The organism is Actinoplanes sp. NBC_00393 (assembly GCF_036053395.1).
Lineage (GTDB): Bacteria > Actinomycetota > Actinomycetes > Mycobacteriales > Micromonosporaceae > Actinoplanes.
Map to the genome: position 1 here is coordinate 5,169,656 of NZ_CP107942.1, position 23,855 is coordinate 5,193,510.

Below are 23,855 nucleotides of genomic sequence, written 5' to 3' on the forward strand. Positions count from 1 at the left end.
AGCAACGCTGAGCGTCAGCCCGCCAACACCAGCTGACCACCACCGTCGCTTCCGCGGCGCGGAAGCAACGCTCCCGGCTGACCACCACGGTCGCATCAGCGGCGCGGAAGCAACGCTGAGCGTCAGCCCACCGACCCGGCTGACCACCACCGTCGCATCAGCGACCCGGAAGCAACGCTGAGCGTCAGCCCACCAACCCGGCCGACCACCACGGTCGCTTCCGCGGCGCGGAAGCAACGCTGAGCGTCAGCTGGACTTGATCAAGCTGGGCTGGACGAATGACCTCGATCGCGACAGGGCGGGGCGGCCGGAAGGGTTTGCTCCGGGCAGGCATGTGACTGGAGCCTGCTCGGATCGAGGGGGCTGCCGGCTGCTACTCCCAGGTGGGGACCCACCATTGCCAGCCGGCCGGGGCGAGGGGCCAGCTCGGGTCCGGGCGCCAGCCGGCTGGGGGGTACCAGCCGGCGGGTGGGACCGGCCAGCCCGGCGGGACGGCGAACTTGATGCCGGTGGGGGCGGACGGGATCGGCGGGTGGGGGTTGCCGTCCGCGGCCGGGGAGACCGGGGCGACACCGGTGCGGCGGCCGGCGTTGCCCTTGACGACCGCGGTCAGCGCCGGGATGACGGTGGTCTCGGCGATGACTGCCTCGCCGCCGTCCGGGGCCGGGCTGACCGGCAGTGCGGACGGGTCCAGGACCGGCAGCGCACCGGAGACGGCGGACGAACCCGAATAGGACGAGCCCGAGTGGGAGTTGGCCGGCGAACCGGAGACGGATGAGCTGGAATAAGACGTCCGGGACAGGGCGGCGTGGGCAGGGCGCGGCACGGAGACCGAGGAGACCGGCTCGGTGACGGCTACCGAGCCGACCGGGTCCATCCAGGAGACCGACGCACCGGAGTCCGGGCGCGGCATCGAGCCGGTGGTGGGATCGACACGCGGGATCGCACCGGTGGACACGACCGGCGGATCCAGGCGCGACGCCGAGCCGGCGGCGACCGGCGGATCCAGGCGCGACGCCGAGCCGGCGGCGACCGGCGGGTCCAGGCGCGACGCCGAGCCGGCGGCGACCGGCGGGTCCAGCCGCGATGCCGAGCCGGTGGACACGACTGGCAGGTCGAGGTGGGGTGCCGAGCCGCCGGGCAGGGAGCCGGTGGAGGGCATGGTGGGCAGGCCGGTGCCCGCCGACGACGTGGCCCAGCTCGGTACGCCGCCGCTGGGCACGGCCCAGTCCGGCATTCCCGGGGATTCGCCCGGCGCGGTCCAGGCCGGTGCGGATTCGGCGTGCGTCGCGGCCCAGCTGGGCACCGGCTCGTTCGGGGCCGCCCAGACAGGCGCGCCGGGAGCGGGCTCGTTCGAGGCGGCCCGGCCGGACCCGGGCTCGTTCGACGGACCCCAGGCCGGCGCGGACTCGTTCGCCGCAGCCCGAGCCGGCGCAGACTCGTTCGCCGCAGCCCAAGCGTGTTCGCCCGGAGCCGCAGCCCAACCGGGCTCGCTCGAAGTAGCAGTCCGGGCCGGCTCGCCCGGAGCGGTCCAGGCGGCCTCGCTGGGAGCGGTCCAGGCGGGCTCGCTCGAAGTAGCAGTCCGGGCCGGCTCGCCCGGAGCGGTCCAGGCGGGCTCGCTGGGAGCGGTCCAGGCCGGGGCGCTGGGAGTGGCGGCCGGGTCGGGGCGGGACGGAAGCCCGGCCGGGCCCGGTGCGGCGCCCCCGGGGGTCGTGGCCGGTCCCGTGGTGGCCACGGCCGGGTGGGGGAAGCTTGCCGGGGCCCGGCCGGGCGTCGTGGGGCCGGCCGGGGAGACCGAGGCGGCCGCGGCCTGGCGGGCGGCGAGGCCCTGCCAGCTGTCCGGCAGGTCGTGGGCGCGGGCCATGTAGAGCATGACCTCGGCCTTGCCGTCGAGGCCCTTGACGACCGCGCGCGCCGCGGTGACCAGGCCCTGTTCGGCCAGGTGCCGCAGGGCGGGCAGCAGTTCGGCGCTCATCTTGGGGCTCAGGTCGCCGACCCGGGCCTCACCGACGCGCACCTCGATCAGGTGGTCGGCCATCTCGTGCAAGGTCACGTACGCCCAGCACTCGCCCTCCCGGCGCAGCAGCGGGCGCAGCGCGTCGAGGAACTGAGCTTGGCCGAGCACCTGCACGGCCGAGCCGGTGGGCAGCACCCGGTGTTCCTGGGCCGGCGGCGAGTTGGCCGGCACGAGCATGTGCGGTTCGGCCAGGTCGAGCCGGATGGTGCCGACGAAGGCGGGTGGGCGTCCCTCGTACTCCCCCCACTCGCGCCCGTGGATCCGGGCGTTGACCTCGGGCACCATGCCGCGGGTGGTGAGGTTGGTGAGCACCTGGACGTACCGCGCGGCCTCGGGCCGCGGCAGGTGGCCGAGCAGGCTGGTCCCGGACCAGACGCCGACCGCGTTGCGGTCGTGTTTGTTGCTCCGGTCCGGGATCAACTGCACGGGTACGTCTATCTCGGTTCCCTGCGGGTTGAACTCGTTGCCGAAGAGCGCACGTATCGCCTTGGCGTAGTGCGTCTCGCCGACCACCTCGGCGCTTGCCCAACCCGCTTGACCCCAAAGTGGGAACCGATTCGCCACACGGGAACGCTAGTGTCTGCTTTCCGTCAGTGACCTCACCCGTACGGACGAGTGCGATCAACCATACGTTCCGTATCCGTTCAGCTTGCCGAGAGCGACTAAGTGATCGTTCAGCGGTGGATAAACCCGGCGCACCGTCCGAAAGTGATCAGAGTCGCACGACCATCTTGCCGGTGTTCTCGCCGCGCAGCACGCCGAGGAACGCCTCCGGAGCGTTCACCAGACCGTCCACCACCGTTTCCCGGGCCGAGATCTGCCCGTTCCGCAGCCACTCTCCCACCTCGGCGAGGAAGTCGGGCATCCGGTGGTTGTGGTTGCCGACGATGAAGCCGCGCAGGTTGAGCTCCTTGCCGACGGCGAGGGCCAGGTTGCGCGGGCCGGTGGGCGGGGCCACGTCGTTGTACTGAGCGATGGCGCCGCAGAGCGCGACCCGGCCGAACTTGTTCAGCGAGCCGAGCGCCGCCTCCAGGTGGTCGCCGCCGACGTTGTCGAAGTACACGTCGATGCCGTCCGGTGCTGCGGCGCGCAGCTGTTCGCGTACCGGTGCGTCCTTGTAGTTGAAGGCCGCGTCGAAGCCCAGGTCCTCGGTCAGGTGCTTGACCTTGCCGGCCGAGCCGGCGCTGCCGATGACGCGCTTCGCTCCGCGAAGCCTGGCGATCTGCCCGACCACGCTGCCGACGGCGCCCGCGGCGCCGGACACGAAGACAGTGTCACCCTCGCGGAACTGGGCGATGTCCAGAAGGCCGACGTACGCCGTGAGCCCGGTCATCCCGAGCAGACCGAGGTACGCCGACGGGGTGGGCGCCGCGGCCGGGTCCACCACCCGCACCCGGTTCGCGTCGGCCACCGCGTACTCCCGCCAGCCGTAACCGTGCGCGACCACCGCGCCCACCGCGATGCCCTCGGCGTTGGAGGCGACCACCTCGCCGATCGCCGCGCCGTCCAGCGGCGAACCCACCTGGAACGGCGCGATGTAGGACTTGGTGTCGTTCATCCGCCCCCGCATGTACGGGTCGACGGACATGTAGAGGTTGCGGATCAGCACCTGACCGGCGCCCGGCTCGGGCGTCGCGGTCTCGGCGATCTCGAAGTTCTCCGCGGTGGGCCAGCCGGTCGGACGGGACGCGAGGCGGATCTCCAACATGGTGTACCTCCTGGGGGACGGCTTGTCGTGGCTACTCGACAGTACGTTGAAAAAGTCGACACCGCGTCGATTCCAGGCTGTGGGAAGGGTTACGGTTGATCGCATGAGCCCTCCCCCCGGCCGTCGTCGCGGCCCGAGCAAGGGCGACCGGCGCGAGCAGGCGATCCTGGACACCGCCCGGGCGCTGCTGGCCCGCAAGCCGCTCGCCGAGATCACCATCGACGAGCTGGCCGCCGGGGCGGAGATCTCCCGGTCGAGCTTCTACTTCTACTTCGACTCGAAGCTCGCGGTCGTGGTCGCGCTGCTGCACGGGCTGGCCGGCGAGCTGGACACCGACGCCGGCCCGTGGCTGGACGGGACCGGCCCGGACGAGCCGGCCCTGCGGCTGTCGCTGGAGCGGCTGGCGGCGATCTGGCGTACGCATGGGCGCCTGCTGGCCGGGGCGCTGGCCGCCGCGCCCGGCTGCCCACCGATCGGTGAGTGGCGCGACCGGCTTCGCGACGCGCACGTCACCCGGCTCGCCGCGCGGATCGAGCGGGACCGGGCCGCCGGCCTGGCGCCGCCCGGGCCACAGCCGCACGTGCTGGCCGGGATGGTCCACGATCTGCGGACCACGGCGTTCGCCGGATCCGGTGACCCGCAGGCGCTGGTGGACGACCTGGTGACCGTCGAGCTGCGGATGCTGTACGGGGATTTACGCGTTCTCCACTCGGACGGGTGACCGGCCAGGCACCCTGAGATCATGCGGATCGGTGTGATCGGGGCAGGCCGGCTCGGCGGCACACTCGCGGCTTGGTGCGCCGAAAGCGGGCACGACGTGGCGGTCACCTCGCGGCATCCGGAACGGGTGCGCGAGCTGGTGGACCGGATGAACTGGCGGATGCGGGTGATGCCGGTCCCGCAGGCCGCGTCCTTCAGCGACATGGTGATCTTCGCGCCGAACTGGGCCTCCGCGAAGGAGGCGGTCGACCTGACGCTCGGCGCCATCCAGGGCAAGGTGGTCATCGACGCCACCAACCCGGCCGACGCCGTCCCCGGCGCACCCGGACCCGGCGGTCTGGCCGGGATGCCGGGCTCGTTCTCCGGCGCCGTCCTGGCCGCCGACGAGGACCTGGGCGCCAGCACCAAGAGCCCGGCCGTCATGGCAGCCGCCGTCACCGGGCCGCCGAACGAGGCCGCCGACCGGCTCCTCGCCCGCGCGGGCGGCAAGAGCGGGCTGGAGACGCTGATCGAGTGGGCGCCGGAGGCGCACTGGGTGAAGGCGTTCAACACGATGCCGGCCGAGGTGCTGACCCGGCGGCGCGGACACGACCCGCTGCTGGCCGAGTTCGTCTGCACCGACCAGCCGGACGCCCGGGAGGCGGCCTCGCAGATCATCCGTGAGCTCGGCTTCGCGCCGTTCTACGCCGGCGGCGCCAAGGCCGCCCGGCTCACCGAAACGGGCGGGCCGTTGCAGAGCCGCGAGGTGGACGTGCAGGACGCCACGGACGCGCTGGCGGAGGCGCTGACCGCGCTGCGCTGAGGCTTCCTAGACTTCCGGCCATGCCGGAGATCGTGGAGCTGCTCGCCTCGCCCGTGCACCGCTTCGAGGGCCGTCCCGCCGACGGCCCCGCACCGGCGCCCGAGGGGGAGCTGGTCGAGGAGATCCGGATCCGGGCCGGCCTCGGCATCGTCGGCGACCGGTACTTCGCGCATCCGGCGCACCGGGACGCGAGCATCACGGTGATCGCCCGCGAGTCGCTGCCGGACGGCGCCGGCCTGGCCCAGGTACGCCGCAATATCCTCATCGCCGGTCTCGACGTGGACGCGCTGGTGGGTTCGGTGCTGAGCCTCGACTCCGGGTCGGGCCCGGTCCGGCTGCGGGTACGCCGGCCGGCGAATCCGTGCGCCTGGATGGACGTGGTGATCGGCCCGGGGGCGTGGCGGGCACTGCGCCGGCGGGGCGGGGTCCGTTGCGTGCCGCTGGACGACGGGGTGCTGCGGGTCGGCCCGGTGCTCGCCGAGGTCCTGCCGGACGCCTAGCTGTTCGCCTCGGCGCGGGTGGCGCGCTCTTCTCGCTCCTCGGCCTCGGCCACCTGGGTCCAAGGGTAGGGGCGGCTGTCCTCGCGGCGGCGCAGCCAGGCGGCGTGGGTCTCGCGGACGGTGGACGGGGTGGACGTGCCGATGCTGATGGTCATCGCGGGCTCCGATCAAGTCAGGTGCACCGCCAATCGGCCCGCCACGCATGAGCTTGCAGGAAATCTTGGTTCCAAAGGGGTTGCCGTCGCTCCCGGCCGCCACTAACGTACAACCACATGGTTGTAGGTTCGCTCTCCGGCGCCGGCACCGACCGGGTGTTCCACGCCCTGGCGGATGCCACCCGGCGCGACATCCTGATCCGGGTGATCCGTTCCGGGCAGTCCGTGTCGGAGCTGGCGCGGCTCTACCCGATGAGCTTCGCGGCGGTGCAGAAGCACGTCGCGGTGCTGGAGCGCGCGGCCCTGGTCAGCAAGACCCGGCGCGGGCGGGAGCAGATCGTGACCGGAGAGGTCGAGGTGCTGCGCCGGGCAGCGCGCCTGCTCGACGCGTATGAGGAGATCTGGCGGCAACGGGCCGGCCGGATCGAGGACATCCTGAGCGAGGAGTGACGAGATGCCGGTGATCAGTTCGACCAAGGACGTGGAGGAACTCACGCTCACCTTCGTGGCGGAGTTCGACGCCCCGGTGGATCGGGTCTGGCAGGTCTGGGCCGATCCGCGCAAGCTGGAGCGCTGGTGGGGCCCGCCGACCTGGCCGGCCACCTTCGAGCGGTATGAGTTCGAGCCCGGTGGCCAGGTGCGCTACCACATGACCGGGCCGGACGGCGAGAAGGCCCGCGGCTGGTGGACCATCACCGCGGTGCAGGCGCCGCACCGCCTCGAGTTCGACGACGGGTTCGCCGACGACAACGGGGACCCGGTCGACCTGAAGGACGCCACCCACGGCGTGGTCACCCTCGAGGCGACCGGCGCCGGCACGCGGATGACGACCGTCTCCCACTTCGTCAGTGCCGAGCAGCTCGAGCGGATGGCGGCGATGGGCATGCAGGAGGGCCTGAGCCAGGCCATGGGCCAGATCGACGCGCTGCTCAAGGAGTAGGTGGCGCCACCCGAACCGCGTACGCCGGACACCGGGGCAAGGTAGCGTCGGTTTCACCCATGATGTGCCCGGACGGGAGGCGGACCGTGGTGTGGGCCCTCCTGGTGGTTGCTCTTCTGGTGTTCGCCGCCGGCGTCTGGCTGATCGTGCGCAGCCGCCGCGGCGCCGGGGCCGGAGACGCCGGCGCCCGCGCGGAGATCGCCTCCCTCACCGCGGCGCTGCGCGAGCGGGAAGCCGAGCTGGAGCAGATGCGCGCCGACCGTGACGCCCGGGCCGAGGCCGCGCAGCTCGAGCAGCGGCAGCTCAACCACCGGCTGCGCCGGCGTGCCAAGGAGGCGATCGACAGCACCGCCGCGGTGATCGGCGGCAAGCTGGAGGACGTCGTGGTGCAGGTCGGCGCAGCCCGCAACGCCGCGGTCGCCACCCACGAGCGGGTGTCGGTCACCAACGACGCCGCGGAGGCCCTGGTCCGCCGGGCGCACAGCGCCGACGAGGCGGCCACCGCGCTGAACGCCAGCCTGCACGAGGTGGCCGGGATCGCCAGCGTGATCTCCGGGATCGCCTCGCAGACCCGGCTGCTCGCGCTCAACGCCACCATCGAGGCGGTCCGGGCCGGGGCCGCGGGCAGCGGCTTCGCGGTGGTCGCCGACGAGGTGAAGAGCCTGGCCAACACCACGGCCGACTCGACCGAGCAGATCACCAGCACGGTCGCCGCGCTGGAGGCGGACGTCGCGCAGATGGGCGAGACGCTGAGCGCGATCATCCGCGACGTCGGTGACATCGAGGACGCCATGCGGCAGCTGGGCGGGATCGCCGATCAGCAGCACGGCATCGTCATGCAGCTGCACCAGAGCGTGGACGCGACGATGACCCAGATCGGCGACCTGTCGGACGTGGCCGAGCGCCTGGAGCGCCGGCGCCACGACCGCATGCCGGTGCAGGGCACGGTCACCCTGCGGACGATGTCCGGGCAGACGATCACCGCCCGGATCGCGGATCTCAGCGCCGACGGCCTGGGCTGTACGGTCCCGGCGGGCACGGCCCTGGCAGTCGGCGATCCGGTACGCGCGGAGCTCGCCTTCGACGGTTTCCAGGGCACGGTCGACGCGCGGGTGGCGCGCCGGCTGCCCCGCGACGACGTGCTCGAGATCGGCGTGCAGTTCGACGAGTTGCCGGCCCGGCTGCGCGACGACATCGAGAATTTCCTGACCGGCCTCAACACCCAGCACGCCTGAGCGATCAGCCCGCCACGCCGGTGACGCTGTGCGGGCTACCCACCGGTTTCGACTCCGGTGAGCCGCGCTGCCGCAGGTAGATCGAGAGGATCACCATCGAGGCGACGGCGAGCAGTTCGGACTGCCAGTTCTGCAGGGTGCGGTTCCAGAAGTCCGGCTCGGTGAGGTAGCGCGCCCAGGAGACCGGCTCCTGCAGGTCGCGCAGCTGCTCCTCGTTGAAGGCGGCCATCCCGGCGATCGACTGGGCGAGCCAGGACCCGACGAAGAGCAGCCCCATCACCAGGCCGAGCGAGCTGGACAGCAAGGTCCGGCGCAGCCCGGTGGCCCGCGCCCAGGCCGGCGAGTCGCCGGTGGCGTACCGGCCGACCTTCTGCTCCCGGTCCGACTCGAGGCCCTCCTCACCCGGCTTCTTGGACTCGGGTGAGCCCTTCTGGACCAGCCAGACGGTGAGGAAGATGTAGAGGAAGAACTGCAGGTACTCGGACTGCCAGTTCTCCGCCACGTCGGCGCCGAAGGACGCCGAGGTCAGGTAACGGACGAGCGGGATCGGCTCCATGCCGGCGGCGATCTGCTGCTGGTTGAAGTCGGCGTGCCCGGCGAGGGCCTGCCCGACCAGCACGATCAGGAAGAGCACCCCGAAGACGAGGCCGAGTGAGTTCTCCCGGAGCCGTTTCACCGGTGCAGCACCCCCAGCGTGGCGAAGTAGACCAGGCCGGTGACGACCACCAGCAGGAGCAGCACGAACTGGGCTCGCATCACGGTCACCCCTCGATCCGGCAGTCGTAGGGACGCTCACCGCGGGACGTGCAGCCGGCGGCCACGACCCGCCAGCCGTCCGGGAAGACCGCGAGGAAGACAGTCTCCGCGCCCAGACGGACGAGAGCGCGCTGGCCGTACACCTCGGCGTCGGTGACCGGGGACGGCGCCGGAAGCGCCTCGTCCAGAATGCTCTCCGCGCAGGGCGCGTCGATCTCCGCCTCGGTCTCCGGCGCCAGGGCGCCGCACGCAGCCTCGCCGTCACCGTCGGCGACCGCCTGAAGGAACCGCTCGGCGGTCTCCCCCGCGGCCGACGAACGCTCGTCGACGGACGCGCACCCCGCCAGGAGCAGGACCGGCAACACCAACATCGTCAGCCGCATGGGGCGCTGGATGCCCCGCCGGGCCGGCTTTCATGCCTCGGGGAACACTCCCGGGAGATCTTCGGTGAGGTAGCGCTGGACGGTCGGGCCGATCGCCGCGACCAGGGTCTCGCTCGGGACCGAGGCCAGCGGCTCCACCTTGATCACATACCGGGCCATCGCCAGGCCGACCAGGTGGCTGGCCGCGAGGGTGATCCGCAGGTTCGCCTCGGCCGGATCAAGACCCAGCTTGGGTACGGCCCGGCGCAGGATCTGGGTGAGGATGAACTCGCGGAACAGCTTCGTGGTCCACTCGTTGCCGACCACCGAGCGCAGCAGCGCCACCGCCGCGGCGCCGCGCGGGCCGTCCCACATGGTCAGGAACGCGCGCACGAACCGGACGCCGATCTCGTCGCGGCCCCCGTCGGTCGCCTCGGTGATGATGTCGATCGGGTCGATCGGCGAGTTCATCGTGGCCAGGAACAGTTTGTCCTTGGTGCCGAAATAGTGGTGGACCAGCGCCGGGTCGACCCCGGCGCCGGTCGCGATGGCCCGGATCGAGGCGCCGTCGTACCCCTTCTCGGCGAACGCGCTGCGCGCTGCCGCCAGGATCGCCTCACGCGTGTCCGGGTTGCCGGGCCGGCGTCCGGTCCGTCGCACCATCGTTCTCCCTTGTCGTACGGCTCAGGCAGTCCTGCGCCGCAGGGTGGCCGCGCCCAGGATCAACGCCACCACGATCGCACCCAGGACGACGGCGAGGTCTCGCCACATGATGCCGGTCGCCTCCACGTTGGCGCCCACCTCGGTCAGCGCCTCCACGGAGTAGGACATCGGCAGCACGTCGCTGATCGCCTGCAGCCAGCCCGCCATCGCCGCCCGGGGCACGAACAACCCGCAGAGCAACAGCTGGGGCGCCACGACGAGGGGCATGAACTGCACTGCCTGGAATTCGGTACGCGCGAAAGCGCTGCACAGCAGCCCCAGCGCAACCCCGAGCACGGCGTTGGCCACGGCGATCAGGATCACCAGACCGACACTGCCGGCGGTCGTCATGTCCAGCACCCAGTAGGCGAAAGCGGCCGCCACCGTGGCCTGCGCCGCCGCGGCCAGACCGAACGCCACCCCGTAACCGAAGAGCAGATCGAGCTTGCCGACCGGGGTGGTGAAGAGCCGCTCCAGGGTGCCGGTGGTGCGCTCCCGCAGCATCGCGATGCTGGTGATCAGGAACATCACGATGAACGGGAAGACGCCGAGCATGGTCAGCGCGATCCGGTCGAAGACCATGGGCTGCTCGTCGTACATGAAGTAGATCAGGGTGATCAGCAGCGTCGGCACCACGATGATCAGCGCGATCGTGCGCGGGTCGTGCCGCAGTTGCCGGAGGATCCGCTTGATGGTGCTGGTCAGAATCACGCCGCCACCTCCTGCTGGCGGATCAGGCGCAGGAACGCCTGGTCCAGGTCGTCGGTGCCGGCCGCGCTCTTGACCGCGGCGGGCGTGTCGTCGGCGATCAGCTCGCCCTCGCGGATCAGCAGCAGCCGATCACACCGGTTCGCCTCGTCCATGACGTGGCTGGAGACCAGCACGGTGGCGCCCTCGGCGGCGAGCCGGCGGAAGTGGTCCCACAGCTCGTCGCGCAGCACCGGGTCCTGACCGACGGTCGGCTCGTCGAGGACCAGGACCTCGGGGCGGCCGACGATCGCGCAGGCCAGCGAGGCCCGGCTGCGCTGGCCGCCGGAGAGGTTCGCCACCAGTTGGTTCGCCGCTGGGGTCAGGCCGACCGCCTCGATCGCCTCGTCGGCGACGGCGGCCTTGAGCCGGTAGAGGCTGGCGAAGTAGCGCGCGTTCTCCCGGACCGTGAGGTCGGCGTAGACGCTGGGCGCCTGCGTCAGATAGCCGATCTTGCTGCGCAGCGGGGCGGAGCCGGCGGGCCGGCCGAGGACGGTCACCGTGCCGGACTCGACGATCTGCACGCCGACGATCGCGCGCATCAGGGTGGTCTTGCCGCTGCCGCTGGGCCCGAGCAGGCCGGTGACGCTGCCGCGCGGTATGACGCAGGAGAAGCCGTCGAGCACGACCCGCTTCCCGCGTTTGACGACGAGGCCGGTGACCTCGATCGCGGTGTCCATCGTTCCTCCCCAGAACTCATCAGGTGTTGAACTCAACGCTAGATGAGTTTCCGGAGCGCGCACAAGTGCCGATTTCAACAGATGCTGAATTAGACTTGCGCGTGGCGGAAACGCGCGAGCACCGCGTCGACGTCCTCGTCGGTGAGCTGGCTAAAGTCCTCGTACCAGCGGCCCACCGCCAGGAACTCGGCCGGCGCGTGCAGGCAGACGACCGCGTCGGTCTCCGGCGCCAGGGCGTCCCGGGCCTGCGGCGCGCACACCGGGACGGCCAGGATCAGCCGCTCCGGGTCGTGCCCGCGCACCCAGCGCAGCGCGGCGTGTGCGGTCACCCCGGTGGCCAGACCGTCGTCGATCAGCACCACCGCCCGGCCGCGCACCGCCGGCGGCGGCCGGTCACCGCGGTAGCGCCGGACCCGGCGGGCCAGCTCGGTGCGCTCGGCAGCCAGGGTGGCGGCCATGTCCTGCTCGGTGACCCCGACGTACCGCAGGTTCCGCGGGTCGTAGACCGGCGGCCCGTCCTCGGCGACCGCCCCGACGCCGAACTCGGGATGCCCGGGCGCGCCGATCTTGCGGGCCACCACGATGTCGAGCTCGCCACCGATCCGCTCGGCGACCGGCTCGGCGACCGGCAGCCCGCCCCGCGGCAGGGCCAGCACCAGCGGGCGGCCCGGCGCGCCGGCGATCTCCTCGGCCACCCGGCCGGCCAGGGCCCGGCCGGCCTCGGTGCGATTCGCGAAGATCATCGACCTCACCGCACCGGGGTACGGGCGGCGGCCAGGTGCATGCTGAACCAGCCGCCGGCCTCCTCGGCCACCTGGTCCAGGGCACCCTCCTCCTCGAACAGGTGCGAGGCGCCCGGGATGATCCGCAACTCGGCACGGATCCGCATGGTGTTGCGGGCCTGCTCGTTCATGTCGACCACCCGCTGATCGTTCTCGCCGACGATCAGCAGCGACGGCGCGCGGACCTCGACCAGGGCCGGGCCGGCCAGATCGGGGCGGCCGCCGCGGGACACCACGGCCTGCACCGCCTCGGGCCGGGCCGCCGCGGCGACCAGCGCCGCTCCCCCGCCGGTGCTCGCCCCGAACAGGCCGATCGACAGCGACGCGGTGGGCGGATGGTTGCGCAGCCAGTCGATCATGCCGACCAGGCGGTCGGCGAGCAGGCCGATGTCGAACCGCAGAGCACCGGTACGCGCGTCGCGTACCTCCTCCTCCGGGGTGAGCAGATCCGCGAGCAGCGTGGCCAGCCCGCGCCGGTTGAGTTCCCGCGCGACCGCGCGGTTGCGCGGGCTGTGCCGTGAGCTGCCACTGCCGTGCGCGAAGAGCACCACGCCGGCGGGATGCTCCGGCATCGTCAGATCCCCGTCCAGGCGGGTGCCGACGTCGATCCGCTCTTCGGTTGTGGTCCAGGTGGTCATCGTCCGTCCCTTTCCTCTCGTCCCCTTGTGCTGTCGCCCGTTCAGCGGCCGGAGTCCGGAGGGACCGGTGTCTCACCTCCACGCTATGCCTGATGCCACCGAAAAGTGCTCAGCTCGGCTGCCCGGTTGCCGATCAGGAGAGAGAAGAGCGACCACGGCCTTCGGAGTCCAGCATGTCCGTGTCCCGGTTGAACCGCAGCCAGCAGACACCCCCTGTCGCCCCGGTCCGGTATCCGGCCCGGGAACGAAACCAGAACGCCCGGGAGGACGCGGCGTCGCTGACCGACCGCGACCGGGAACTCATATTCCAGGCCACCGGCCAGCGCATCCGCGCCGGCGAGACGAACCAGGGCTGGATCAACTCGCTGGCTGCGGCGATCGCCGCCGACCGGGCCTCCGGACGGCTGGCGCCCGGCCAGGAGATCACCGCGCTGTATCTCAAGGACCTGGCCCGGCGGTACGACCAGAACCCGACCGGCCGCAACCCGGTCAACGGGTACCTGGAGCCGGCGCTGCGATACCTCTCCCAGCACGGTGGCGGCGGAAGCGGCGGAGGAAGGCTGGATGTGAGCGCCTGACCGCCCCCGTACGCGGTCAGGCACCCCCGTCTTTCAGCCGCGCTGGGTACGCTCCACCAGCGCCGCGGCCACGTCGCGCAACTTGCGATTGCTGTCCTGCGAGACCCGGGTGAGGATGGCGAACGCCTCGTCGGCGGTGCACCGGCGCTCGCCCATGATGATGCCCTTGGCCTGCTCGATCACCGCCCGGCTCTCCATGGCCGCCTGCATGTGCTGGGCCAGGGTCGCCGTGGTGTCGTAGAGGTGGGCGTTCGCGAGAGCGACCGTCGCGTACCGCACGAAGGTCTGCGCGAGTGCCACCGCCTCGCTGTCGAAGACGTGCGGCTGCGCGCCGTAGATGTTCAGCGCGCCGGCGACCTTCTCCTCGATCGGCAGTCCGACCGACAGCACGCTGCCGATCCCGGCGTCCGCGGCGTGCCGCGCCCACCCGTTCCACCGCTCGTCGTTCTCGGTGTCCGGCACCGGCACGGTCGCCCGGGTCGCCGCCGCCTGCATGCACGGCCCGCTGTCCTGCTCGTACTGCCGCTCGTCGAGCTTCAGCGCGATCTCGCCGGTGTGCGCCGCGGTGTACGCGCCACCGTCGCGGATCAGTGTGATCGACACCTGTTCCGCGCCGGGCAGGGTGCGCGCGGCCAGGCCGGCCACCCGGTGCAGGACACCGTTGAGGTCGGTCTCGCCGAGCTTGATGCGGCCCAGCTCGGCGAAGGCTGCCGCCGAGTCGGTCGGGTCGTGCGCCATCAACGTCAGAAGGTCCCCGCAGCGGAGCGCGAACCGTCGCGGGACGGCCCGTGCTTGGTTTACCGGTGTTGCTGCCCGGTGGGCGGTGAGGCCCACGGACCCGCGCCGCTGCTTGACGCTGGTTCGCCGGTGTCGATGGGACGACTCCGGCCGCAGGACGACGATAATACCGAAGCCGCCCGGACCGGGAACCGTCGGTAGGCGGCTCATTCGGACACCGTCAGCAGCCGGTCCAGACCGGCGATCGCCAGCACCTGGCGGGTGAGACCGTGCGCCCCGCACAACTCCAGCCGGTGGCCCACCGTCGCGGCACGGCGACCGGCCGCCGCCACCGAGTTCGCCCCCGCGGCGCCGAAGAACACCACCCGGTTCAGGTCGCAGTAGACCGTCGGGTAGCCGTCGACCGCGTTCAGCAGCGCCTCCTGCAGAACCGGCGTGGTCTCGGCGTCGACCTCGCCGTCGACGAACACGATCGCGGCGGCGGTCCCGTCCGCCAGCGGGACGGGCCGGCAGTGGACGCGCAGCACATCGCCGTCGGGGCTCACGGGGAAAACGAGCATGACCCAGTACCTACCGTCGTCGACGCGATGGCTGGGCACTCGGCTTGACCCAGGTCAGACTCTAGCTCCCGCCGGCCGGCCGGCAAATGCGACAGTGAGAACATGAGCCCGGATCCACTCGACCCGACCACTGCGTTCAGCGAGCTCGGGCGCATCAACCTCGGCGAGACCGACCTGGAGGGCATCCTCCAGCAGGTCGCCACGCTGGCGAAGCGGGCCGTCCCGGGGGCGTACGAGGTGTCCGTGACCCTGGTCCGCCAGGCGCGCCCGCGGACCGTGGCCAGCACCGGTGACCCGGCCCGGTGGATCGACAAGTGGCAGTACGAGAACGGCCGCGGTCCGTGCCTGGAGGCCGCGGCCGAGCACAAGACCCTCTGCATCGGCGACGTCAGCGCCGAACGCCGCTGGCCGGGGTGGCACGAGCACGCCGGCTCGGTCGGGGTACGCAGCGCGCTCTCGGTCGGCCTGCCCATCCAGGAGAACGTCGTCGGCGCGCTGAACATCTACGCCACCACGATCCGGGCCTTCGACGAGGACTCGGTGGTGCTGACCGAGACGTTCGCCGGCTATGCGGCGGTGGCCCTGGCGAACGCCCACCTCTACGACACCACCGTGACCCTGGCCCAGCAGATGCAGGTGGCGATGGAGAGCCGGGCGGTGATCGAGCAGGCCAAGGGCATCATCATGAGCCAGCGCCGGTGCACCCCGGACGAGGCGTTCGACATCCTCGCCAAGGCCTCGCAGGACGCCAACCGCAAGCTGCGCGACGTGGCCACGGCCCTGGTGGAACGCACCCGCCGCCCGTGACGGCGGGTGCGCCGGCTCACCGCTGGCCGAGAGGCAGGGCCAGGTCGGTGACCGTCACCGCCGCCGGGAAGCGGCCCAGCTGGGCAGCCTGGCCGGTGAGCAGCGAGATCCGGTACAGCATGTTGCGGCCGCCCACCTGCAGGGTGGCGAATCCGGCGGCGTCGCCGCGGCCGGTGTAGATGTCGAAGCCGGCCTCCGCCCCGGCGTCGACGCCGAGCTTGCCGGTCGGGCTGAGCAGGCCGGCGTTGGCGGGCGCCTGGATCTCGATCTGGTCCAGGGTGGTGTCCAGGTCGAACAGGGTGGTCGCGGTGTTCGGGTCGAGATCATTATTGGTGTACGCCACCGCGGTCACCCCCGCGGCCGGAGTGGTGGCCGGCGGGATCGTCAGGGTGGCGTCGGCGACGGTGACACCGCCCATGTTGACGTCGTGCCGCAGGTTCTGGCCGGTGTCACTGACGATCCGCAGCCGGTCGGCGGCCGGGTTGAAGTCGACGCCGAAGCTGGTGCCGGTCAGCGCCACGGTCAGCTGACTGACCTTGGTCGCCTTCGCGCCCTTGACGGTCAGGGTGTAGACGCCGCCCGCGTCGCCGACGCCGTACAGCTTGCCGTCCTGCACCCGGTAGTCGACGCCGACCAGCCGGGTGTCGCCCTGCAGACCGGTGACCGGCCCGGCCGGCTTCACCCGGCCCGGCCGGTCCACCTCGAAGGTGACCAGCCGCTGATCGGCGGTCAGCCCCACGGCCTGCAGGTCCTTGTCGTCGCTGCCGGCCTGCGCGGCCCCGGCCGCCCCGAGCGTCAGGGCGACCGCGGCCGCCGTACCGAGCCCGGCCGTGATCCATCGGTTCATCTGTTTCCTCCGCATGTCTGGTTGGGACATGCCACCGATTCGCGGCCCGGACGGGTGCGGATGGGAACGGTCGCTCAGGCGACACAACTCCGGATGGCCTCGACGATGCGGTCCTCGTCGTCCCCGGTGGTGCGCCAGTTGCTGAAGGCTGCCCGCAGCGCCGGTTCGCCCTGGTAGACGGTGGGGGTCAGGAACGTCTCACCGACGTCGGCGATGCGGGCGACGGCCTCGCCGACGTCGCCGGGGATGCTGAAGCAGACGACGTTCAGGCGTACCGGGGCCAGCAAGCGCACCCCGGGAAGCGCCGCGAGGCGCGTGCCGAGCCGGTGTGCCGCCGCGATGTTGCGGGTGACGATCTCGCGGTGGCCGGCCACACCGTAGGCGGCCAGGGCGAACCAGGCGGCGAGCGCCCGCAGCCGGCGCGAGTTCTCCGGGGTGAGATGGCAGTGGTCCGGGGCGTCGCTGGGCGCCGGCAGGTACGCGGCCGCGTTCTGGAAGACGTTCACCTGCAGGTCCCGCCGCCGGGTGAACTGGACCGCCGAGTCGTACGGCACGTTCAGCCATTTGTGCAGGTCGACGCAGACCGAGTCGGCCTCGTCCAGCCCGTCCACGAGGTGTGCGTGGTCCGGGGAGAGGGCCGCGAAACCTCCGAACGCGGCGTCCACGTGCAGCCAGAACGGATACCGCGACCGCAGCGCGGCGATCGCCCGCAGATCGTCGAAGTCGACCGTGTTGACGGTGCCGGCGTTCGCCACCACGATCGCCGGGCCGTCGAGGGCCGCGAGCTCCGCGGCCAGCGCGTCCACGTCGACCGCTTCGCGGCCTGGCAGGGTGCGGACGGTACGAACCGCGTCGCGCCCGAGCCCGAGCAGCGACAGGGCCTTGTAGATGCTGGAGTGCGGCGCCCCGGAGAGCACGGTGACCGGGCCCAGCGCCGCGACGCCCTGCCGGGCCACCGAGACGCCGAGCTGCTCGCCGAGCCATTCCCGGCCGATCGCCAGGCCGACCGAGTTGGACATGGTCGCGCCGCTGACGAACGCGCCGTGGTGCGCCTGGCTCAGGCCGAACATGGTTCGCAGCCAGCCGACCGTCTCGTCCTCCAGATCGGCCGCCGACGAGCCGGACCGGTTCGACGCGTTCTGGTCGAAGGCGCTGGTCAGCCAGTCGCCGACCAGCCCGGCCGGGGTCGCGCCGCCGGTGACGAACCCCAGGTAGCGCGGGCCGGCGCTGCCGGAGAAGCCGGGCGCCCAGCGCTCGTCGAAGTGCGCCAGCGCCGCGGCGGCGCCGGCGCCCTCGGCGGGCAGTTCGGCGGGTGTCCGGCCGGCGGGTGTCCGGGCTACCGGGCGGTCGTCGAGTCCGGCGAGGATCCCGGCGGCGTAGTCGCGGGTGGCTCCCAGCAGATCGGGCAGGGTGGTCAGGTCGTCGGCGAGTCGTTTGTCCACGAACCGGACGCTAGGCGCGGCCGGCACCGGCTGTCGCGGTCCAGTTCGCGGGCACTGGCTGCTCCCGGAGGCGGTCAGCGACGTGTGTAGATGAAGCCGGCCCTGTCCACCGCGGTCCCGGCTCTGCCGTGGAATCCGGCGATCTGCCAGCCACTCGGCGCGGTCCGGGTCACACAGTCAGCCGTCGTCGTTCCGCCGGCGATGCTGTTGCCCAGGTTGGTGGTGAACCGGGCGTAGAAGATCCGGGTGTGCCCGTTGTGCTTGGCACGGCACAGATACGCGCTGGTCACGTACTCGGCGCTGCCGAGCGTGAGCGCCCGGGCGGTGCCGCCGGTCCCGCCGTGGCTCAGTGTGGTCCCGCCGGCGAGGGTCACCGACAGCTGATCCACCCGCGATCCGGTCCGCAGCCCCACCGCGGTCGCCCGGGCGCCGGCCGGCACCGCGGCGAGGTCGTTGAAGTGGTCGCCGTGCGGGCCGCCGAACTGGTCGCTGAGCTGGTACGCCTCACTCGCCGTCCAGCTGAACGCGGTGCTGATCGGGAAGTGGTCGGAGAGCATCCGCCCGTCGCTGGTGACGAACCCGGCATGCTCGTTGTGGTACGCCGTCGCGGTCAGCGTGACCGACCGGCTGCTCCGGTAGAGGACCTTGTCGACCACCTCGCAGCTGTCGGTGATCGCCGCCGCGTCGCAGACCAGTGCCGCCGAGCCGGCCGCCGGCGCCACCCCGCCGCGTTCCAGCTGCACCCAGGCGTCGGTGAGCCCGTTCGCGGCGACGAAGTCCCGGATCGTGTCGGCGGCCCGGGTATACCGGGTGTTGGTGTCCCCCATGACGATCACCGCGTTGCCCGCCGAGTGGGTGGCGATGAAGGCGCTGAGCTGCCGCAGGTTGTCGGCCCGGGACTCGTGGTCGCCGGCGCTGGTGCCGGCGTTCGTGTGCAGGTTGTAGAAGTCGACGTGGACGCCCTCGGCCAGCCGGGTACGCGCGAACGTGAACCCCTTCGGCGTGAGGCAGTCGCCCGAGTCGAACTGACACGAGTCCCAGTCGACCCGCTCGAAGTCGTCGGTGTACGGGTGGGTGGAGAGCGTGTTCAGCCCGTCCCCGATCCCGGCGCCGCCGCTGGTCGGCGTCCGGTACGCGTGCGTGGTGTCGGCCGCGTAGAGGTAGGCGTGGAAGTTGAAGTCCTCCTGGGCGTGCACGATCTCGTACGGCCCGAGCCGCTGCCCGATCGCCGTGGTCGCGGTCTTGCGGTCCACCTCGGCGCTGGAGATCAGGTCGGGCAGCCCGGCGATGTTGTAGGTGAGCACGTCGAAGGTGCCGCTCGCAGCGGCCTGGGCGGGAGCGGGGGCGACGAGCAGGGCGGCGGCGAGCACGCCGGTCGCGAGGAACCCCTGACGGAGCATGACCGCAAGGTATCCATTGTCGTCGACTTACGGAACCGTCCTGAGCTGGCGATTTCGGAGATGTTCACGATCACAATACGAAGCGTTGGCCGATCCTTCCACGACGGACCGGAAGCTGAGCGGCGATCTTGCCCGTCCAGCCTGGAGCCTTCCGCATGATTCTCAGCCGCCGTACCCTGCTGCGCGCCTCAGCCGCCGGAGCGGCCGGCCTGGTCGCCGGACCGCAGGTCCTGAGCGCCACCGCCACCGCGGCCACAGCGCTGCCCGCCTTCGTGGACAGCTACCGGACGAACGTCACGGCGAACCTGACCGCCGAGACCAACGCCGCGGTCCGCATCCTCGCCGGCATGCAGCAGGTCTGGGCCACCGGCACGGCCTGGAACAACGGCACCGTGCTCGACGAGGCGTTCCTGCGCGCCAACGTGCGCTACTGCGTGAAGACCACCCGCAACCGGACCGCCGCCGAGGCCGCCCGCGCGTTCGTCGTGGACCGCCAGCACCAGAGCTACTCGGTGATCGCCGGCCTCGGCCCGCTCGCCGACGTCTACAAGGCCGGCGCGCTCGCCGTCACCGGGATCACCGAGGCCCCGGAGACCACCCCGGCGACCACGGTCAGCGACGCGATCCCGGCCGGCGCACCGGCCGGTTCGGCGCTGGGCGCCGGCTCGCCCACCTCGGCGCTCGGCACGGTGGTCACGCTGGTCAACACGCTGCGCGGCAACTTCTCGTCCGGCAACCCGTCGAAGTTCGCCTACCAGTACCCGCGGCCGTGGCGGATGAACGACGACAGCGAGGTGGTGGACACCGGCACGGTGGACGCGCTCGGCTTCCCGGTCTACGACTCGGACACCGTGGTCGTGCCGCAGCTGCTCCGCCAGCGCAGCACCAACCCGGCCGAGGACGGCGGCTACGTCAGCGGTCACACCAACGCGCTCTACCTGGCGTCGATCGCGCTGGCGTACGCGGTCCCGGAGCGCTTCCAGGAGATGATCACCGCGGCCTACGACCTGGCCGAGACCCGGATCATCGCGGGCATGCACTCCCCGGTCGACGTGATCGGCGGACGGATCCTGGGCACCGCGCTGGCCGCCGCGATCCTCGGCGACGCGGCCAACGCGACCCTCAAGGCCGAAGCCCGCGCCCAGGCGCTCGCGTTCTTCCAGGCCCAGGTGGGCGACGTGGCAGCCTTCGCGCACTCTTCGACCGGGACTGATCGGTACGCCGACCGCGCGCGGAACGCCGCCGTCGTGAAGCCGAAGCAGACGTACGGGCTGCCGCGCACCCGCAACCGGTCGGCCTTCGTCGTGCCGAAGGGCGCCGAGGTGCTGCTCGAGACCCGCCTGCCGTACCTGGACGCCGCCCAGCGCCGCGAGGTCCTGCGCACCACCGGCCTGGCCGCGGGCAACCCGCTGCTCGACGGCGGCGAGCAGTGGGGCCGGCTCGACCTGTTCACCGCGGCCGACGGTTACGGCGCGTTCGACTCGACCGTCGCGGTCAGCCTGGACGCCGCCGCCGGCGGGTTCTCGGCCGCCGACATCTGGCGCAACGACATCGTGGGCAAGGGTGGCCTGATCAAACTGGGCACCGGCGCGCTGACCCTGGCCGGCGACAACGACTACCGGGGTGGCACGACGGTCGCGCAGGGCACCCTGGTCGCGGCCGCGAAGGGCGCGCTCGGCGACGGCGACGTCACGGTCAGCGGTGGCACGCTCCGCCTGGCGGCGGAGAAGGTGCACATCGGTGGCGCTTTCCGGCAGAGTTCCGGCAACCTCGCGGTGACGGTACGCGCGCACGGCGCGCCCCCGCTGACGGTCCACGAGGAGGCGGTGCTGGGCTCCGGCGCCACCCTGTCGATCGAGGTGACGCCGGGCCAGAAGTACGACAAGCCGGTGCCGGTGCTCAAGGCCCGCCGGGTCCGGGGCCGGTTCGCCGCGGTCGTGGTGACCACGCCGGGTCACCGCGCCGACCTGGTCCAGGACGGGGACAGCGTGTCGGTCCGGCTGCGCGCCGCCTGATCAACTGCACGGCGGGGCGACGAACGCCGGGCGTACCCCCTCGGTGAAACGGCAGCCGAAACTCGCGCTCGCCACCGCGCGCCGGTCGAGGATCGCGTCCCCGGCCGGCTTGCGGCCGCCCTCCACCCAGCGGACCAGGTCGTCGAAGCCGCGCTGCCGCTCGGCCTGGGTGAACCCGCAGTGCGCGACATCGCGGATCGCCCGGGAGACGAACAGGTGCGAGCGGCCGTTGCGCTTGGCCTCCCGGGCGTACTCCTGCTCCATCGAGAACGGCACGAACAGGTCGCCGATGCCGTGCAGCGACAGCACCGGCACCGGCGGCCGGCCGTCGATCCGCGGCACCCCGGCCAGTCCGGGGTCCGCGGCCGCGGTGCGCTTCACCCGCAGCACGTCCCGGTTGAGCTGCCACTCGGCGGCGGTCGGCCACAGCTTGTCGGTGGAGCGGTAGAACGTACGCCGGTTGTCGGTCAGATTGCCCGGCGCGATGCCGACGGTCCCGCCGGAGGTGGCCGGGTGCACGCTGAACAGGAACGGCAACCCGGCCTGCTGCGCGGTGTTCCAGTAGCGGAACGCCGACTCGAAGCCGGGCCGCTCGCCGCCGCTGCGCCGCTCCACCACATCGGACCAGGTCTTCCCGGCGTCGGTGAGCGGAGCGGGCAGGCCGAGCGCCGGTTTGATCTGTGCCACCTGCGCGGCCCAGGTCGCCGCGTCGATCGGGAACGTGGTCTCGACACCGGCCAGCGCGGCCGCAGTCAGGTTGGCGTCCAGGAAGTAGTCGAACAGCTCGACGTCGCCGAGCACACCGCACGTCGGCATGGCGCCGGCGAAGGCCCGCGGGTACTCCTCGATCGCCACCGCGGTGATGTGCCCGCCCATCGAGTCGCCGGTCATGTAGACCTTGCGCGCCCTCTTGCCGGTCAACTCCTGGAAGAGACCGATCAATGCGTACGAGTCACGCACGCCCTGCCCGACGTCGTAACCGTTCGTCGCGTAACTGGACGCGGCCCAGGCATAACCGTTGCTCACCCAGTGCGCGCGCAGGTCCGGGCTGCCGACGTAGACCGTGGTGCCGGTGCCGCGGTAGCCGTGCGCGTACAGCGCGAGCCGCCCGTTCCAGTTCTCCGGAACCTCGATGCGGTAGGCCGCACCGTCCCGGATTCCGGTGTGCACCCGGGCGCCGGCCAGGGCGGTGAACGGGGTGCCGTTCAGATCGCAGTCCGGGTCGGCGACCAGATAGCCGGGTTGGGTGGTGCTCGGGGTGGGTGCGGTGCAGACCTCGGCGGCGGACGCCGCCGGGGCACCGATCAGCATCCCGGCGATCAGGGAAAGGGCGAGCAGGACTGGGCGAGCGATCATCGCGTTACCTCCCGGTAACATCCAATGATTCGCTCAGATCGATGTCAAGCCCCGGAACGGACCGCGCAGCGCCGCCCACTGCAGCAGCATGATCGTCTTGGCATCGGCGATCTCTCCGGTGTCGATCCGCTTCAGCGCCTCGGCGAACGGCAACTCCACCGCCTCGATGTCCTCACCGTCGTCGGCCAGCCCGCCGCCGTCACCGACCCGGTCGGCCGCGCTGTACGCCGCCGCGAAGCAGTGCACCCGCTCGGTCACCGAGCCCGGGCTGGTCCACACGTTGAACACCGGCTCCAGCTCGCCCACCTCGACACCCAGTTCCTCGGCCGCCTCCCGCCGGATCGCGGCCGCGGGGTCGTCACCGTCGAGCAGGCCGGCCGCGGTCTCCACGAACATCCCGTCCGGGTGGCCGTTCACATAGACCGGAAAGCGGAACTGCCTGGTCAGCAGCACAGTCTCCCGCTGCGGGTCATAGAGCAGAACAGTCGCCCCGTCACCCCGGTCGTAGGTCTCCCGCTGCTCCCGGCTCCACCTGCCATCCCGGCGCCGGTAGTCGAAGGTGGTCCGGCGCAGCACATGCCAGGCGGCGGCCAGCAGCTCGACATCCCGGACCACGACGTCCGGGTTGCCGGCGAGATCCCGCCCAACCTGATCCAGCCCGGTACGCCCGCGCGCATCCGGCACGTCGATGCCGGGCCGCCCGGCCCCGCCGCCGGCCCCCACGCCGTTTGCCGCCACGCCGCTTCCGACCATCAGCTCGCCATGCCCGGCCGCGACCTCGCCGCCGGGTGCTGCACCGCCACTCCCGACCATCAGCCCGCCACCTGCAGCCGCGACCTCGCCGCCGGGTGCTGCACCGCCACTCCCGACCTTCAGCCCGCCACCTCCAGCCGCGGCGCCGTCGCCCACCAGTTCCGTCCCGCTGTTCCCGAGCACCACCCCGTCGCCGTCGGGCTTCGCGCCGCCGGTTTCGAGCTTCACCTCGTACCCCGGAATTTCCGAAATATCGGTGTAGACCGGGATGCCGCGCTGGTGAGCGATGGCCACGTCCTGGTCCGCGCCCTTCGATTCGCCGGGCAGGCGCAGGACCGCGTCGCAGTGCGCAAGCAACCGGGCGGCCGTCGGATAGAGGACCTGCCCTTCGCCCGCCTCGTCTCCGGCGCCGCGCAGGACCGGCAGCGCCACCCACTCGCCGATCATCGGGACGTGCCCGGCCCGGAAGATCGGCCAGGCCGCCTCCTCCAGCCGGGCGAGGTTCGCGGCGATCAACTCGGGGTCGCCGCCGGTGCCGGACTGATAGGGACCGGCGATCAGGATCAGCATTGGCTTCGTCACGACCGGCAACCTACACTGAGAAACGCGCAACAG

At 72.0% G+C, this 23,855-nt stretch carries 26 protein-coding genes; 9 read left to right on the forward strand and 17 right to left on the reverse strand.

From position 1 onward, the window contains the following. Nucleotides 1–373 precede the first annotated feature (373 nt). Together OHA21_RS24180 and OHA21_RS24185 are read right to left on the reverse strand one after the other, a co-directional pair. On the reverse strand, nucleotides 374–2,581 hold the full coding sequence (locus OHA21_RS24180; RefSeq protein ID WP_328477311.1) for a hypothetical protein: 2,208 nt from the start codon (nucleotides 2,579–2,581) through the stop codon (nucleotides 374–376). 148 nt (nucleotides 2,582–2,729) lie between these two features. Then, nucleotides 2,730–3,725, reverse strand: coding sequence for an NADP-dependent oxidoreductase (locus OHA21_RS24185; protein ID WP_328477313.1), 996 nt, complete (start codon nucleotides 3,723–3,725; stop codon nucleotides 2,730–2,732). Between the two features lie 103 nt (nucleotides 3,726–3,828). Between OHA21_RS24185 and OHA21_RS24190 the strand changes: the two genes are divergently transcribed. The 3 genes from OHA21_RS24190 to OHA21_RS24200 are packed head-to-tail and all read left to right on the forward strand — an operon-like array spanning nucleotide 3,829 to nucleotide 5,747. Continuing rightward, nucleotides 3,829–4,446, forward strand: a complete 618-nt coding sequence (locus OHA21_RS24190; protein WP_328477315.1) for a TetR/AcrR family transcriptional regulator — start codon at nucleotides 3,829–3,831, stop codon at nucleotides 4,444–4,446. 21 nt (nucleotides 4,447–4,467) lie between these two features. Then, complete coding sequence (locus OHA21_RS24195; RefSeq protein ID WP_442875134.1) at nucleotides 4,468–5,247, forward strand: NADPH-dependent F420 reductase; 780 nt, start codon at nucleotides 4,468–4,470, stop codon at nucleotides 5,245–5,247. A gap of 20 nt (nucleotides 5,248–5,267) precedes the next feature. Beyond that, nucleotides 5,268–5,747: a molybdenum cofactor biosysynthesis protein gene (locus OHA21_RS24200; protein WP_328477317.1), complete on the forward strand. Its 480-nt coding sequence runs from the start codon at nucleotides 5,268–5,270 to the stop codon at nucleotides 5,745–5,747. Here OHA21_RS24200 and OHA21_RS24205 read toward each other — a convergent pair. Next, nucleotides 5,744–5,902 carry a hypothetical protein gene (locus tag OHA21_RS24205; protein WP_328477319.1) on the reverse strand — a complete coding sequence of 53 codons (159 nt, stop codon included), beginning with the start codon at nucleotides 5,900–5,902 and terminating at the stop codon, nucleotides 5,744–5,746. The two genes, OHA21_RS24200 and OHA21_RS24205, sit on opposite strands and share 4 nt — an antisense overlap. A 117-nt stretch (nucleotides 5,903–6,019) precedes the next feature. Between OHA21_RS24205 and OHA21_RS24210 the strand changes: the two genes are divergently transcribed. From OHA21_RS24210 to OHA21_RS24220, 3 genes are all read left to right on the forward strand, one after another. Further along, complete coding sequence (locus tag OHA21_RS24210) at nucleotides 6,020–6,352, forward strand: ArsR/SmtB family transcription factor (protein ID WP_328477321.1); 333 nt, start codon at nucleotides 6,020–6,022, stop codon at nucleotides 6,350–6,352. Between the two features lie 4 nt (nucleotides 6,353–6,356). Further along, entirely contained in the window at nucleotides 6,357–6,842 is a 486-nt protein-coding gene (locus OHA21_RS24215; RefSeq protein WP_328477323.1) for an SRPBCC family protein, read from the forward strand. 86 nt (nucleotides 6,843–6,928) lie between these two features. Continuing rightward, the gene (locus OHA21_RS24220; RefSeq protein ID WP_328477326.1) at nucleotides 6,929–8,077 is read left to right on the forward strand and encodes a methyl-accepting chemotaxis protein; all 1,149 of its coding nucleotides are present in this window, start codon (nucleotides 6,929–6,931) and stop codon (nucleotides 8,075–8,077) included. Nucleotides 8,078–8,081: 4 nt separating this feature from the next. Here OHA21_RS24220 and OHA21_RS24225 read toward each other — a convergent pair whose 3' ends face one another. The 7 genes from OHA21_RS24225 to OHA21_RS24255 form a co-directional block, all read right to left on the reverse strand. Beyond that, nucleotides 8,082–8,753 (reverse strand): DUF6766 family protein, encoded by a 672-nt coding sequence (locus OHA21_RS24225; protein WP_328477328.1) that lies wholly within the window; start codon nucleotides 8,751–8,753, stop codon nucleotides 8,082–8,084. Between the two features lie 85 nt (nucleotides 8,754–8,838). Next, nucleotides 8,839–9,216: a hypothetical protein gene (locus OHA21_RS24230; RefSeq protein ID WP_328477330.1), complete on the reverse strand. Its 378-nt coding sequence runs from the start codon at nucleotides 9,214–9,216 to the stop codon at nucleotides 8,839–8,841. 30 nt (nucleotides 9,217–9,246) lie between these two features. Then, the gene (locus OHA21_RS24235) at nucleotides 9,247–9,858 is read right to left on the reverse strand and encodes a TetR/AcrR family transcriptional regulator (protein ID WP_328477332.1); all 612 of its coding nucleotides are present in this window, start codon (nucleotides 9,856–9,858) and stop codon (nucleotides 9,247–9,249) included. Nucleotides 9,859–9,879: 21 nt separating this feature from the next. Further along, a complete protein-coding gene (locus tag OHA21_RS24240) occupies nucleotides 9,880–10,608 on the reverse strand; it encodes an ABC transporter permease (protein ID WP_328477334.1) in 729 nt (242 codons plus the stop codon). Next, nucleotides 10,605–11,324, reverse strand: a complete 720-nt coding sequence (locus tag OHA21_RS24245; RefSeq protein ID WP_328477336.1) for an ABC transporter ATP-binding protein — start codon at nucleotides 11,322–11,324, stop codon at nucleotides 10,605–10,607. The genes OHA21_RS24240 and OHA21_RS24245 overlap by 4 nt, the downstream gene beginning before the upstream one ends. An 89-nt stretch (nucleotides 11,325–11,413) precedes the next feature. Next, nucleotides 11,414–12,067 carry a phosphoribosyltransferase gene (locus tag OHA21_RS24250; protein WP_328477338.1) on the reverse strand — a complete coding sequence of 218 codons (654 nt, stop codon included), beginning with the start codon at nucleotides 12,065–12,067 and terminating at the stop codon, nucleotides 11,414–11,416. Nucleotides 12,068–12,072: 5 nt separating this feature from the next. Beyond that, the gene (locus tag OHA21_RS24255) at nucleotides 12,073–12,744 is read right to left on the reverse strand and encodes a dienelactone hydrolase family protein (RefSeq protein ID WP_328477340.1); all 672 of its coding nucleotides are present in this window, start codon (nucleotides 12,742–12,744) and stop codon (nucleotides 12,073–12,075) included. Nucleotides 12,745–12,917: 173 nt separating this feature from the next. Here OHA21_RS24255 and OHA21_RS24260 point away from each other — a divergent pair, with 173 nt between their 5' ends. Next, nucleotides 12,918–13,322 carry a hypothetical protein gene (locus OHA21_RS24260; RefSeq protein ID WP_328477342.1) on the forward strand — a complete coding sequence of 135 codons (405 nt, stop codon included), beginning with the start codon at nucleotides 12,918–12,920 and terminating at the stop codon, nucleotides 13,320–13,322. 33 nt (nucleotides 13,323–13,355) lie between these two features. Here OHA21_RS24260 and OHA21_RS24265 read toward each other — a convergent pair whose 3' ends face one another. Beyond that, on the reverse strand, nucleotides 13,356–14,060 hold the full coding sequence (locus tag OHA21_RS24265; protein WP_328477344.1) for a GAF and ANTAR domain-containing protein: 705 nt from the start codon (nucleotides 14,058–14,060) through the stop codon (nucleotides 13,356–13,358). Between the two features lie 206 nt (nucleotides 14,061–14,266). Beyond that, nucleotides 14,267–14,620, reverse strand: coding sequence for an STAS domain-containing protein (locus OHA21_RS24270; RefSeq protein WP_328477346.1), 354 nt, complete (start codon nucleotides 14,618–14,620; stop codon nucleotides 14,267–14,269). 102 nt (nucleotides 14,621–14,722) lie between these two features. Here OHA21_RS24270 and OHA21_RS24275 point away from each other — a divergent pair, with 102 nt between their 5' ends. Further along, the gene (locus tag OHA21_RS24275) at nucleotides 14,723–15,427 is read left to right on the forward strand and encodes a GAF and ANTAR domain-containing protein (protein WP_328477348.1); all 705 of its coding nucleotides are present in this window, start codon (nucleotides 14,723–14,725) and stop codon (nucleotides 15,425–15,427) included. 16 nt (nucleotides 15,428–15,443) lie between these two features. Here the strand turns inward: OHA21_RS24275 and OHA21_RS24280 are convergent, their stop codons facing one another. From OHA21_RS24280 to OHA21_RS24290, 3 genes are all read right to left on the reverse strand, one after another. Next, nucleotides 15,444–16,274, reverse strand: a complete 831-nt coding sequence (locus tag OHA21_RS24280; protein ID WP_328477350.1) for a DUF4394 domain-containing protein — start codon at nucleotides 16,272–16,274, stop codon at nucleotides 15,444–15,446. 74 nt (nucleotides 16,275–16,348) lie between these two features. Beyond that, a complete protein-coding gene (locus OHA21_RS24285; RefSeq protein WP_328477352.1) occupies nucleotides 16,349–17,716 on the reverse strand; it encodes a pyridoxal phosphate-dependent decarboxylase family protein in 1,368 nt (455 codons plus the stop codon). 74 nt (nucleotides 17,717–17,790) lie between these two features. Then, entirely contained in the window at nucleotides 17,791–19,116 is a 1,326-nt protein-coding gene (locus tag OHA21_RS24290; protein ID WP_328477354.1) for a jacalin-like lectin, read from the reverse strand. Between the two features lie 155 nt (nucleotides 19,117–19,271). Here OHA21_RS24290 and OHA21_RS24295 point away from each other — a divergent pair, with 155 nt between their 5' ends. Then, the gene (locus OHA21_RS24295) at nucleotides 19,272–21,131 is read left to right on the forward strand and encodes a phosphatase PAP2 family protein (protein ID WP_328477356.1); all 1,860 of its coding nucleotides are present in this window, start codon (nucleotides 19,272–19,274) and stop codon (nucleotides 21,129–21,131) included. Here OHA21_RS24295 and OHA21_RS24300 read toward each other — a convergent pair whose 3' ends face one another. Further along, the gene (locus OHA21_RS24300; RefSeq protein ID WP_328477358.1) at nucleotides 21,132–22,487 is read right to left on the reverse strand and encodes a phthalyl amidase; all 1,356 of its coding nucleotides are present in this window, start codon (nucleotides 22,485–22,487) and stop codon (nucleotides 21,132–21,134) included. 33 nt (nucleotides 22,488–22,520) lie between these two features. After that, nucleotides 22,521–23,822, reverse strand: coding sequence for an NUDIX domain-containing protein (locus OHA21_RS24305; RefSeq protein ID WP_328477360.1), 1,302 nt, complete (start codon nucleotides 23,820–23,822; stop codon nucleotides 22,521–22,523). Nucleotides 23,823–23,855: the final 33 nt, after the last annotated feature.